This window comes from Trichlorobacter ammonificans (assembly GCF_933509905.1).
Classification (GTDB): Bacteria; Desulfobacterota; Desulfuromonadia; order Geobacterales; family Pseudopelobacteraceae; genus Trichlorobacter; species Trichlorobacter ammonificans.
In genome coordinates this window covers 813,561-826,307 of the sequence record NZ_OW150024.1, presented here as the reverse complement: position 1 = coordinate 826,307, position 12,747 = coordinate 813,561, and the positions used below count along the sequence as shown (strand labels likewise).

Here is a 12,747-nt window from a genome sequence, read left to right as displayed (position 1 = left end):
ACGATACCGCTTACTCCTCGTCCTCCAGCAGTTCAACGTCAAGGCAGAGTGCCTGCAGTTCCTTGATCAACACGTTGAACGACTCCGGCAATCCCGGCTCAAGGGTATGCTTGCCCTTGACAATCGCCTCGTACATTCGCGTCCGGCCGGACACGTCGTCCGATTTGACGGTGAGGAATTCCTGCAGTGCGTAGGAGCAGCCATAGGCTTCCATGGCCCAGACCTCCATCTCACCCAGTCGCTGACCACCGAACTGGGCCTTGCCGCCCAGCGGCTGCTGGGTAACCAGCGAGTACGGCCCAATGGAACGGGCGTGAATCTTGTCATCGACCAAGTGGTGCAGCTTCAGAACATACATCACGCCAACCGTTACCCTGTGGCGGAACGGCTCACCGGTACGTCCGTCAAAGAGGGTCACCTGACCGTTGGTCTCAAAGCCGCCTTTATTCAGCAGTTCCTTGATCTTGTCTTCCCCGGCCCCTTCAAAGACCGGCGACGCCATGGGGACGCCACGGCAGAGCCGACGGGCGATGGCCAGCAGCTCCTCCCGATCAAGCCCGTCCAGGAAGCTGCCGAACTCCTTGGTGGAGTACACTTCACGAATGAACTTTTTCAGGTTTTCCTCGGAGGTCTGCTCTTCAAGCATCTGCTGGATCTTCCAGCCGATCCCCTTGGCGGCCCAGCCGAGATGGGTTTCAAGAATCTGGCCGACGTTCATACGGGAGGGAACACCCAAGGGATTCAGCACGATCTCCACTGGACGGCCGTCCTCCATGTAGGGCATATCCTCTTCCGGCAGAATCCGGGAGACAACACCTTTGTTTCCGTGGCGGCCGGCCATTTTGTCACCAACTTGCAACTTCCGCTTGATGGCGACGTAGACCTTGACCATCTTGATGACGCCCGGGGGCAGGTCGTCGCCCCGCTTGAGTTTCTGCACCTTGTCGTCGAACACGCCCCGGATCAGCTCCACCTGCTCGTTCAGCTTGGCGAGAATCTCCGCAACCTTCTCCTCTGCTTCGCTGCCATCGCTCACGGAAATGGTGGCCCAGCGGTCCATGGGCAACGAATCGAGCAGTTCCTCGGAGATCTTCTTCCCTTTGGCAAGGACCGTGACCCCTTGGCGGTCCTCGACCTTGGCAGCGGCGACCTTACCCACCAGCAGCCGCTTCAGCTTGTCGCGGGCCGAATTACGGATGATCCGGATTTCGTCCTGTTCATCCTTGCGCAGCTTTTCCTCTTCCATCTTCTCGATGAATTCGGTACGGGCATCTTTGTCGTTCCCCTTGCGGGAGAAAATCTTGGCCCCGATCACCGTTCCCTCGACCCCCGGAGGGACGGTCAGGGAGGTGTCACGCACGTCGCCGGCCTTTTCACCAAAAATGGCCCGCAGCAGTTTTTCTTCCGGAGAAAGCTGGGTCTCGCCCTTGGGGGTGATCTTACCCACCAGGATATCCCCCGGCTTTACCTCGGCACCGATACGAATGATGCCGGATTCGTCCAGGTCTTTGAGCGCCTCTTCGCCAAGGTTGGGAATATCGGCGGTGATCTCTTCCTTGCCCAGCTTGGTGTCACGGGAGACACACTCGAACTCCTCGATATGGATGGAGGTGTAGCGGTCATCCTTCACGAGACGCTCGGACACCAGGATGGAGTCCTCAAAGTTGTAACCGCCCCACGGCATGAAAGCCACGATGACGTTCTGCCCCAGGGCCAGCTCGCCCATGTCGGTGGAGGGACCGTCAGCGATCACGTCACCGCGCTTGACCCGGTCTCCCACCTTGACCACCGGCTTCTGGTTGATGCAGGTGTTCTGGTTGGAGCGGGAGAACTTGATCAGGTTGTAGATATCGACACCGGTACCGGTCTCATCATGCTCGTCTTCATCGATCTTGACCACGATCCGGCCGGCATCGACGGCATCCACCACACCATTATGGCGGGCAATGACCGAGACTCCGGAGTCCTTGGCCACGATCCGCTCCATGCCGGTACCCACCAGCGGGGAGTCGGCCCGCAGCAGAGGTACCGCCTGGCGCTGCATGTTCGATCCCATCAGGGCGCGGTTGGCGTCGTCGTTCTCCAGGAAGGGGATCAAGGCAGCCGCCACCGACACTAGCTGCATCGGCGCAACGTCCATCAGCTCGATCTCATCCCGCTGCACCAGCACAAAGTCGCCACTCTTGCGGGCCGAAACATACTCGTTGATGAAACGACCGTCCTTGTCCACTTCGGCGTTGGCCTGGGCGATGGCATGCCCTTCTTCCTCCAGCGCGGAGAAGAAGCGAACCTCGTTGGTGACCGCCCCTTCCCGGACAATACGGTAGGGGGTCTCCACGAAGCCGTGCTCGTTGATCCGGGCATAGGTGGAAAGCGACGCGATGAGGCCGATGTTCGGTCCTTCAGGGGTCTCGATCGGGCAGACGCGGCCGTAGTGAGTCGGATGAACGTCCCGTACTTCGAAACCGGCCCGTTCCCGGGTCAGGCCGCCGGGACCGAGGGCGGACAGACGCCGCTTGTGGGTGACCTCCGACAGCGGGTTGGTCTGATCCATGAACTGGGACAACTGCGAAGAGCCGAAAAACTCCTTGACCACCGCCGAAACCGGCTTGGAGTTAATCAGGTCATGGGGCATCAGGTTTTCGACTTCCTGCAGCGACATCCGCTCCTTGATCGCCCGCTCCATGCGAACCAGGCCAATGCGGTACTGGTTTTCCAGCAATTCGCCTACGGCCCGCACCCGGCGGTTGCCCAGGTGGTCAATGTCATCGATGACGCCGCGACCGTTTTTGAGGTCGATCAGGTAGCGAACGATCTCAAGGATATCGTTGCGGGTGCACCGCTGCACCACTCCGACAAACCCATCCTCGATCAGCAAACGATTACGGCGGAGCTGCTCGATCTTACGCCGGTTCTCGTCGATCGTGCCCTGCTCCAGCAGTTCCTGCACCTTGCGGGTGGCGGCACTGAGCTCGATCCCCCCCTCCACGTCGCGGGGGAATACGTCGAGCATGGCAATGATGGTGTTCAACTCCTCAGCCAGTTGCTCCAACAGTTTCTCCGGCACCGGCGTAGCAGCGTCCAGCTTCTTCAGCGCTTTCAGCAGTTCGGTGGAAAGGTTGGTCTTGATCGCCTGGGCCAGTGGCGTTTGCGCGGAAAGAATCGCCTCGGCAAGCTCGACCGGCTTGAGAATGTCGGCAGCGGTCAACATGGCCGGACCATTGAGCACGGTGCAATCAGGCCATACCTTGAGCCCCAGCTTGAAGTTCAACTTCAGCCGGCCCACCGCGGAAAGATCGTAGCGCTCGGGGTTGAAAAAGAGGTTGTCGAACAGTGCCAGCGAGGACTTCAGCGTCGGCGGGTCACCGGGGCGCAGCCGCCGGTAAATTTCGATCAGCGCTTCATCGTTGCTGGCCACCTTGTCGGCCAGCAGAGTATCCCGGAACGAAGAGGTCACATGGTTGCCATCGATATAGAGCAGCCTGAAGGAGTTCACCCCCCGGTGACGCAGTTCGTCAAACTTTTCGAGGGTCAGCTCCTGGTTGCATTCCAGCAGCACTTCACCGGTCTCCGGATCGATGATATCAGTAGAGGCATACCGTCCGATGATGCTTTCCACCGTGGTGGGAATCAGGCTGACCCCGTTGTCGAGCAGCTTCTTGATCGATGCCTTGGTGAACTTGCGGTTGGCCTTGACGACCACCTCGCCCTTTTTGTCGGCCACGTCGACCACTGCTTTCTGCATGGTGAGCAGCTCTGGGTCGATCCGCTTGAAGACCTCTCCAGCGTCAACAAGTATCTCTTCGCTGCGATAGAAGTAATTGAGCAGTTGCTCAGCACTGTAGCCCAGCGCCTTCAGGAGAACTGTTGCCGGCATTTTCCGGCGACGGTCGATTCTGACGTAGAGAATATCCTTGTGGTCGAATTCAAAGTCCAGCCACGAGCCGCGGTAGGGAATGACGCGCGCGGAGTACAGCACCTTGCCGCTTGAATGGGTCTTACCCTTGTCGTGGTCGAAAAACACCCCCGGTGAGCGGTGCAACTGACTGACGATAACCCGCTCCGTGCCGTTGATAATGAAGGTGCCGTTCTCAGTCATCAACGGAATTTCGCCGAAGTAAACCTCCTGCTCCTTGATATCCTTGATACCGCGCGTACTCGACTCCTTGCCCGAATCCCAGATCACCAGACGCACCCGCACCTTCATGGGCGCGGCAAAAGTCATACCGCGCTGATGGCACTCCTCAACGTCGTATTTCGGCTTGCTGAGCGCATAGGAAACATACTCCAGCGAGGAGGATTCGCTGAAATCCTTGATAGGAAAAACCGAGCGGAATACCGCTTCAAGGCCGATACACTTACGGTTTTCGGGCGGGATGTCGGATTGGAGGAAGCGACGATATGAATTCTTTTGAATATCAATCAGGTTGGGGATATCAATGATGTTCTTGATGAGAGCAAAATTTTTTCGCAGCAGGTGGTTATTGGCGATCGAGTAGGCCATACCTTCTCCTTCGACACGTGGCGTGAAAGAACTGAATATACGAAACTCACCGGCTGGACCCGCCAGTAAAAAACTCCCAACGGCTTGAGTGGTGAGGAGGGCTCAAACTGGACAAGCCAAGGCCGCACCGGACGACCTTGGCTTCCCGCAGGTATCTATGAAACAATTATTTGATTTCGACTTCAGCTCCTGCTTCAACCAGCTGCTTCTTGGCTTCTTCAGCTTCAGCCTTGGAAACACCGGTCTTGACCGGGCTGGGAGCGCCGTCAACCAGATCCTTGGCTTCCTTCAGCCCCAGGCTGGTCAGTGCGCGCACGACCTTGATGACGTTGATCTTGTTGGCACCGGCGTTCTTCAGGATGATGTCGAACTCGGTCTTTTCTTCGGCGGGTTCAGCGGAGGCAGCAGGGCCACCGGCAACGGCAACGGCAACGGGAGCTGCAGCGGAAACGCCGAATTTCTCTTCCAGTTCCTTCACCAGCTCAGCCAGCTCAAGAACGGTCATCTTCTCAATAAATGCAACTACATCTGCTTTCGTGATGTCAGCCATCGATGTATCCTCCCAAAGATAATGTTAGGTATAAGTGTGGTCTGTCAGCGCTGCTGACCGTTGTTCGACTAGTTGCCTTCCTTCTTCGCGCGTATGGCATCAAGTACCCGCACGAAGGAGCCGGGGATTGCGGCGAGCACGCCAACAAAGTTGGTGGCAGGTGCCTGCAGGGAACCCAGCATCTTGGCGAGCAGCACTTCACGCGACGGCAGGTCTGCCAGTGCCTGAATCTGGGCAACATCCAGCAGCTTGCCGGAAAGCACCCCGGCCTTCAGTACGAATGCACCCTGGGGAACCTTGGCAAACTTCGACAGCACCTTTGCCGCTGCGACCGGATCGTCGTAGGAAATGGCAACGGCAGTCGGACCGGCAAGATAGGGCTGCAGGCATTCAAAATCGGTTTCTTTGGCTGCCAGTTCCAACAAGCTGTTCTTAAAGACCTTGTAGTCAACGGCGGCAGCACGCAGCTCATTTCTGAGCGTAGTAGCCTTTTCCACGTTCATGCCGCGGAAATCGGCCAGAAAAACCGCTTGTGCGCGCTTCAGCTTCTCACGCATCAACTCGACTTGCTCTTGCTTTACTGTACGGTTCAAGCGTCATCCTCCTTTCTATGGGTTACGGGGCGAACCCCATGCCAAAGTCAGGAAGCGCAAGGACATCTTACGTACCCCAAGTCTCGGCAGGCAGATCCCGGTTGCGACCTTTATGCAGTGCGCACCTGCTGTCTTTGACTTTGGCGATGTGAAATTTGCTACATATTCGACGTTACGTCGGAAATATCCAGATTAATGCCGGGTCCCATGGTCGATGACACCGAAATTTTCCTGATATAGGTGCCCTTGGCAGCGGAGGGCTTGGCCTTGACCAGTGCCTCGACCAGCGCAACGATATTCCCCTCCAGCTTCTCCGGCTCAAAGGAGACCTTACCAACCGGTGCATGGACGATACCGGCCTTCTCGACCCGGAACTCCACCTTGCCGGCCTTGGACTCCTTGACGGCGCGGGATACTTCGAAGGTAACCGTACCGACCTTGGGGTTCGGCATCAGGCCGCGGGGACCGAGCAGCTTACCGATCTTGCCGACAACGCCCATCATGTCCGGGGTTGCAATGGCCGTATCGAACTCGAACCATCCCTCCTGAATTTTCGCCACGAGATCCTCGGCGCCAACGTAGTCAGCACCTGCCTCAAGCGCCTCTTTTTCCTTTTCGCCCTTGGCGAAAACCAGCACGCGAACATTCTTGCCGAGACCGTTCGGCAGCACGACGGCTCCGCGAACCATCTGGTCGGCATGACGTGGATCTACTCCCAGCTTGACGGCAACATCAACCGTTTCATCAAACTTCGCATAGCTCGCTTCCTTCACAACACCGACCGCTGTTTTCAGGGGATACAGCTTGGTACGGTCAATTTTGCTCATCGCATTGCCATGCTTTTTGGTACTTTTTGACATGTCGCCTCTCCTGCAAACGCTATTCAAATCATTACGTGATTACGTTACTAAACGATATCCACACCCATCGAACGTGCGGTGCCCTCGACGGTTCTCATGGCTGCTTCCAGCGAGGCGGCATTCAGGTCCGGCATCTTCTTCTTGGCGATTTCTTCCACCTGGGCTTTTGTCAGCTTGCCGACCTTGGTTTTATTGGGCACACTTGAGCCACTCTCAATACCGAGGGCTTTCTTGATCAACACCGGTACCGGAGGCGTCTTGGTGATGAAGGTAAAACTGCGGTCGGCATAGACCGTGATCACGACCGGCGTGATAGTGCCTTCGTCAGCCTGAGTCTTAGCGTTGAACGCCTTGCAGAACTCCATGATGTTGACGCCGTGCTGACCAAGGGCCGGACCGATGGGAGGCGACGGATTTGCCTTGCCCGCGGGCACTTGCAGTTTTATGTAACCGGTTATTTTCTTCGCCATGACGATGCGCTCCTTTTAGTGCATGTTGCGTCGTTGAGACACAACGGAATCAGCATTTTTCCACTTGCATGAACTCAAGCTCGACCGGCGTCGACCGGCCGAAAATGGTAACAGCCACGCGCAACTTGCCCCGATCGGGCTTGACGTCCTCCACCATGCCGGTGAAGTTGAGAAAGGGACCATCAACCACCCGCACCGTTTCGCCAACCTCAAACTCAACCTTGGGACGCGGCTTCTCGGCCCCCTCTTCCATCCTGCGGGAGATCTTGCCAATCTCCTCCTCCGGAATCGGAAACGGCGCATTGCCTCCGACGAACCCCGTTACCTTGGCAGTTTCCTTGACGATGTGCCAGGTATCGTCGTTCATTTCCATCTTGATCAGGATATAGCCGGGAAAAAACTTGCGTGAAGAGGTCTTCTTCTCCCCCTTCTTCAGCTCGACGACCGTCTCGGACGGAATCAGTATTTCACCGAAATACTCCTCCATCCCTTCATTCCTGACACGCTCAAGAATATTCAGACGAACCTTGTTCTCGTACCCTGAGTACGTATGCACGCCATACCATTTCTGGGTCATCGCAGTTAATTCCCGCCAGTCATCCGAGTATCATTCGAATCAGCCTGGTGAGCACGAGGTCACACAAGCCGAGATACACGGAAATAATAAGCACAATAAAAATAACAACACCCGTCGTGGCGACCGTCTCTTTGCGCGACGGCCATGTTACCTTGACAAGCTCTGTTTTTACCGAATCAAAGAAGACCTTGACGTTGTGCACTGCACTCTCCTGCATCGGCATCACTGAACAGCGACAGGGAATTATGGCAGGCCAGGAGGGATTCGAACCCCCAACATCCGGTTTTGGAGACCGGCGCTCTAGCCGTTAGAGCTACTGGCCTGCAATCCAAGCCGCTACAGACCGCCTTACTTGGTTTCCTTGTGCTGCGTATGCTTGCGGCAAAAACGGCAGTACTTGCTGAACTCGAGCTTCTGGGGCGTCGTCTTCTTGTTTTTGGTCGTGGTATAGTTTCTCTGCTTGCACTCACCGCAAGCAAGGGTCACGATGTCTCTCATCACGTTTCCTCTTGATTATATGCCGTCCGCACTACCGCCAACCACACCCATCAGGCGGGCAGCCGAACGGACACTACTCAACGATTGCGCTGACGACGCCAGCGCCCACGGTACGGCCACCCTCACGGATTGCAAAACGAAGACCTTCGTCCATGGCGATCGGCGTGATCAGGTTGATCGTCAGGGCAACGTTGTCACCAGGCATCACCATCTCGGTACCGGCAGGAAGCTCGGCAACACCCGTCACGTCAGTCGTACGGAAGTAAAACTGGGGACGGTAGCCGTTGAAGAACGGCGTGTGACGACCGCCTTCTTCCTTGGTCAGGATGTAAGCCTCGGCCTTGAATTTGGTGTGCGGCGTAATGCTGCCCGGCTTGGCCAGAACCTGACCGCGCTCAACATCTTCACGCTTCACACCACGCAGCAGGGCGCCGATGTTGTCGCCGGCCTGACCCTGGTCAAGCAGCTTGCGGAACATTTCAACACCGGTAACCGTGGTCTTGCCGGTAGCCTTGATGCCGACAATCTCAACTTCCTCGCCAACCTTGACAATACCGCGCTCAACACGACCGGTGGCAACCGTACCACGACCGGAGATGGAGAAGACGTCTTCAACCGGCATCAGGAACGGCTTGTCAATGGCGCGCTCCGGCTCGGGAATATAGCTGTCAACAGCTTCCATCAGCTTCTCGACCGACTGCTCGCCCAGCTCATCCTTGTCGCCGTTCAGCGCCTTCAGAGCGGAACCCTTGATAATCGGAATGTCGTCGCCCGGGAAGTCGTAGCTGGACAGGAGCTCACGAATCTCAAGCTCAACCAGCTCCAGCAGCTCGGCATCATCAACCATATCGGCCTTGTTCAGAAAGACCACGATATAGGGAACGCCAACCTGACGGGCAAGCAGGATGTGCTCACGGGTCTGGGGCATCGGGCCGTCGGCGGCCGACACAACCAGAATGGCACCGTCCATCTGAGCAGCACCGGTAATCATGTTCTTCACGTAGTCGGCGTGACCCGGGCAGTCAACATGGGCGTAGTGACGCTTGTCCGTCTCGTACTCAACGTGGGTGGTGGCGATGGTGATACCACGCTCACGCTCCTCGGGAGCGTTGTCGATCTGGTCATAACCCTTGAACTCTGCCCCACCGCGCTGAGCAAGAACCTTGGTGATCGCTGCCGTCAGCGTGGTCTTGCCGTGGTCAACGTGACCGATCGTTCCAATGTTAACATGAGGCTTCGTACGCTCAAATTTTGCCTTGGCCATGGCGCATACTCCTTTTGTCCGTGCGCACCGGGCGCACCGTCATGTGTGGTCTTTTACGGATTTATATTCGGAATATTCCGGACTTCATGCCTTCTGTCAAAAATGGAGCCCACATCCGGACTCGAACCGGAGACCTCTTCCTTACCAAGGAAGTGCTCTACCTCCTGAGCTATGTGGGCACACAAAACGAAACCTGATCAGAATTGGAGCGGGAAACGGGACTCGAACCCGCGACCCTCAGCTTGGAAGGCTGATGCTCTAGCCAACTGAGCTACTCCCGCACACTTCGGCATGAACTGCTGTGGCGGCACCCGCATCCCCCAGACCAGTTATCGCGACCAATCACGGCCTCCTGGATTCGGGACACACAAACACCTGCCGATGAAAACATAGTATGGTGGAGGGAGGAGGATTCGAACCTCCGAAGTCGTACGACGACAGATTTACAGTCTGTTCCCTTTGGCCGCTCGGGAATCCCTCCAGGGAAGAACCGCTTCAGCTTTGGAGCTGGCGATGGGACTCGAACCCGCAACCTGCTGATTACAAGTCAGCTGCTCTGCCAATTGAGCTACGCCAGCGCACCGTCCAAGCGTGAATTTGGATTATTATCCTAATGCACATTCACTGTCAACTCTTTTTCAAAAACTTTTTTTCACCCTACTTCGTGAAAAAATGCCGCACGGTACTATTCGGGGCGAATAAGAAACCCTTGGCGCAGCAGACGCCGCAACTGTGCGGCCTCTTCTTCCGTCAGCCGCCTGCCGCGATACACCGCCCCTCCGTAAATGTCGGCAAAGGTTCTCACTCGTGCATTTCCCGTGCGCTCGGCACAGTCGAACAGACCAGTGTTTCGGTCGACACTCAGGCCGAAGTCTCGTTTTATTGCGGCCCGGAACCGGCGAAGCAGACGTTCCTCTCGCCGCAGATGCCCTGCCCTCCAGCAGCGGACGCCGTACCAGCTCAGCAGCCCCAGGAGGCATCCCCCACCGATGGCCCAACTCCACCGCCTGAGATCCCCCAGACGAACGACATGCAGGCGGGACGACATCCCGCTTGCCAGCTCCAGTTGGCGTTCGAAATCATAGGTAATCACCGCAGAGGTCCAGAGATGATCCAGCGTATCCAGCAGCAGACGCGTCTGCTGCGCAAGGGATGTCCGGCGCTGCCCTCCCAGGGCGACGTCAGCGTTGATTGCAAAGCTGCTGGGGTCGATGCGCACCCACCCCTCGCGCTCCAGCCACGCTTCCACCCAGACATGGGCCCGCTCCTCCGTTATCCGGTAGTAGGCTCCCAGCTCGTTGAACTCTCCTCCCAGATATCCCCCGACCAGACGGGCCGGTATTCCGGCTCCCCGTGCCAGGTGAGCAAAGGCCGAGGCAAAGAACTCGCAATGCCCCGCCCTGCGTTCGAAGAGAAAGCGCTCCAGCGCATCCGCGCCGGTGGGGAGATCGTTGCGGCTATATCTGAAATTACCGTTTCTGAACCAGGTAACAACCGCATCCAGGCGCTGCCGGTCAGACGTCCCCTCCCGCCTGAAACGCTGGGCAAGCTGCCGCAGACGCGGCGAGACACCTGCGGGGAGGCTGGTCAGCTGTTCGCGTGCCGGCGGTGTGCGCAGGGCGCCAGCGCCGTCCGGCAGGGACGTCACCGTGTAGCGAACACGGCGGGACGCGGGAAGCGGCCGATTCCAGGTGGCCCCGGGAATACTGCTGCCGCCCGGATGGGTAAAGGAGACCGGCAGATCGAGTCCCACCAGCATGCGCGAACTGCCCGGCTCCATGGTGATGGTCTGCTCGATCCGCACCGGTTGTCCCGTCACCCTCACCGTCTGGACGCCACTATCCCGCTGCCAGCCCCGTTCGTCAAGGCGACTGAACACTGCGACCCGCCAGTAGAGCTGACCGGCCGGCCGGCGTTCCAGTTCCGCACGAAAGACCAGCGGACCACTGTCCGGTACCGTCGAGCTCCTGCCGGGAACCACCGTATCGGAGAGTCCACCGGGGGTAGTGCCCCCTGCCTGTTGAATAAAGCTCCAGAGCGGCAGCCGGGTGCGGGGCAGCATGGAAAAGAAGAGCGGCACCAGCAGCAGGGAGCAGACCGGTATCAGCAGCCCGACGACAAGCAGGTGGCGAAGCGCCGGTCCGGCCAGCCGGGTGACGCCGTGGCCCTGCATGGTGAGCAGCACCACCTGAAGTGCCAGCACGGGAAGCATCAGAACAAGCAACAGCAGGAAACGGGGGCCGAGATCGAAGAGGGATGATGCGGCAAGGGCAAAGAGCGAAAGGGCACACAGCTGCAGCCAGGTACGGGGTGTCTTTTCCGCCGCCAGGCGGGCTGCCAGCAGCACCGTGAGGATGCAGATCACCGGCAGGGCGGGATTGTGGCGGCTGAACTGGGCAGCGTACCAGAGAAACAACGCCGTGGCACCGACGGTCAGGAAAGGAGGGGGCACCGTAACCGTGCCGCGCACTTCCCTGGCGAGACCGGCCAGCAGGCCGCCCGCGAACAGCAGCTGCGGCAGCAGCGGCACATGGGCGAACAGTGGTATGAACCCCAGCAGTGCACTACCGAATCCCAGCAGCGCTGTCAGTCGGGACAGATCAGGTGCCATGCCGCTGCGGCGGCCGGGGGCGGGATGCCGGCCGCGGTGCCTCCGCTTTGGAACCGCCGGCCGCCGCGCCCGGCCGTGGCGGCGCTGTTCGCTTCGGCTTCGGCTCGGCAGGGGCATCCAGCCCCATCGCTTCAGCGGTGCTGAGCAACCGGTATTCTCCGGGGTTCAACCCTCCCAGCGTCAGGGAGCCGTAGCGGATCCGCCGCAGCCGGACCACCGACAGCCCGACAGCGGCACACATCCGCCGCACCTGCCGGTTGCGTCCTTCCCTGATGGTGATGGAGAGCCAGTCGTTGTTCTGATCCGTCTTGAGGAGCCGTACCGTGGCGCCGGCAGCCGGGCCGTCCTCCAGCTCCACTCCTTCGGCAAGGCGTCTGATCTGCTGGGGATCGGCCTTGCCCCGCACCCGGACGTGATACTCCTTGTCCACCTGGTGCCGGGGATGCATCAGCCGGTTGGCCCAGGCGCCGTCGTTGGTCAGAAGCAGCAGCCCTTCGGAGTTGTAGTCCAGGCGCCCCACCGGAAAAAGCCGCGCGTCGACATCCTTCACCAGCTCGGTCACCAGGTGTCGCCCCTGGGGATCCTTCAGGCTGGTGACGTAGCCGGCCGGCTTGTGCAGCAGCACGTAGTACAGCTTCTCCGCCGGTCTGACCGGCGTTCCGTCCACGGTGATCCGGTCTTCGGCACCGTCGGCCTTGGCTCCCAGTTCGGTGACCACCTGGCCGTTCACGGCAACCCGGCCGGCCAGGATCAGTTCTTCGGCGGCACGCCGGGAGGTGACTCCGGCTGCGGCGATGATTTTTTGCAAACGTTCCTTCAT

The 12,747-nt window shown here is 58.6% G+C and carries 11 protein-coding genes and 5 tRNA genes; all 16 read right to left on the bottom strand.

Annotated elements, in window-relative coordinates; genetic code table 11:
* Positions 1-10: 10 nt before the first annotated feature.
* On the bottom strand, positions 11-4,504 hold the full coding sequence (gene rpoB, locus RAK07_RS03710; RefSeq protein ID WP_305731499.1) for a DNA-directed RNA polymerase subunit beta: 4,494 nt from the start codon (positions 4,502-4,504) through the stop codon (positions 11-13).
* 166 nt (positions 4,505-4,670) lie between these two features.
* Entirely contained in the window at positions 4,671-5,054 is a 384-nt protein-coding gene (rplL, locus tag RAK07_RS03705) for a 50S ribosomal protein L7/L12 (protein ID WP_305731498.1), read from the bottom strand.
* Between the two features lie 68 nt (positions 5,055-5,122).
* A complete protein-coding gene (gene rplJ, locus RAK07_RS03700) occupies positions 5,123-5,647 on the bottom strand; it encodes a 50S ribosomal protein L10 (protein WP_305731497.1) in 525 nt (174 codons plus the stop codon).
* A gap of 158 nt (positions 5,648-5,805) precedes the next feature.
* Entirely contained in the window at positions 5,806-6,507 is a 702-nt protein-coding gene (gene rplA / locus RAK07_RS03695) for a 50S ribosomal protein L1 (protein ID WP_305731496.1), read from the bottom strand.
* Positions 6,508-6,554: 47 nt separating this feature from the next.
* Entirely contained in the window at positions 6,555-6,977 is a 423-nt protein-coding gene (rplK, locus tag RAK07_RS03690) for a 50S ribosomal protein L11 (protein WP_305731495.1), read from the bottom strand.
* Positions 6,978-7,026: 49 nt separating this feature from the next.
* Positions 7,027-7,554, bottom strand: a complete 528-nt coding sequence (gene nusG, locus RAK07_RS03685; RefSeq protein ID WP_305731494.1) for a transcription termination/antitermination protein NusG — start codon at positions 7,552-7,554, stop codon at positions 7,027-7,029.
* 19 nt (positions 7,555-7,573) lie between these two features.
* A complete protein-coding gene (secE, locus tag RAK07_RS03680; protein WP_305733472.1) occupies positions 7,574-7,771 on the bottom strand; it encodes a preprotein translocase subunit SecE in 198 nt (65 codons plus the stop codon).
* Between the two features lie 29 nt (positions 7,772-7,800).
* A tRNA-Trp gene (locus tag RAK07_RS03675) sits at positions 7,801-7,877 on the bottom strand.
* Between the two features lie 25 nt (positions 7,878-7,902).
* Positions 7,903-8,055, bottom strand: a complete 153-nt coding sequence (gene rpmG / locus RAK07_RS03670) for a 50S ribosomal protein L33 (protein ID WP_374215755.1) — start codon at positions 8,053-8,055, stop codon at positions 7,903-7,905.
* Positions 8,056-8,125: 70 nt separating this feature from the next.
* The gene (gene tuf / locus RAK07_RS03665) at positions 8,126-9,316 is read right to left on the bottom strand and encodes an elongation factor Tu (protein WP_305731492.1); all 1,191 of its coding nucleotides are present in this window, start codon (positions 9,314-9,316) and stop codon (positions 8,126-8,128) included.
* Positions 9,317-9,419: 103 nt separating this feature from the next.
* Positions 9,420-9,495 (bottom strand) — tRNA-Thr (locus RAK07_RS03660).
* A 25-nt stretch (positions 9,496-9,520) separates the two neighbouring features.
* Positions 9,521-9,597 (bottom strand) — tRNA-Gly (locus RAK07_RS03655).
* A 114-nt stretch (positions 9,598-9,711) separates the two neighbouring features.
* Positions 9,712-9,797, bottom strand: a tRNA-Tyr gene (locus RAK07_RS03650).
* Positions 9,798-9,818: 21 nt separating this feature from the next.
* Positions 9,819-9,894: transfer RNA gene (locus tag RAK07_RS03645), tRNA-Thr, on the bottom strand.
* Positions 9,895-10,001: 107 nt separating this feature from the next.
* Positions 10,002-11,927 (bottom strand): transglutaminase TgpA family protein, encoded by a 1,926-nt coding sequence (locus RAK07_RS03640; protein ID WP_305731491.1) that lies wholly within the window; start codon positions 11,925-11,927, stop codon positions 10,002-10,004.
* The gene (locus RAK07_RS03635; RefSeq protein WP_305731490.1) at positions 11,917-12,747 is read right to left on the bottom strand and encodes a pseudouridine synthase; all 831 of its coding nucleotides are present in this window, start codon (positions 12,745-12,747) and stop codon (positions 11,917-11,919) included. The genes RAK07_RS03640 and RAK07_RS03635 overlap by 11 nt, the downstream gene beginning before the upstream one ends.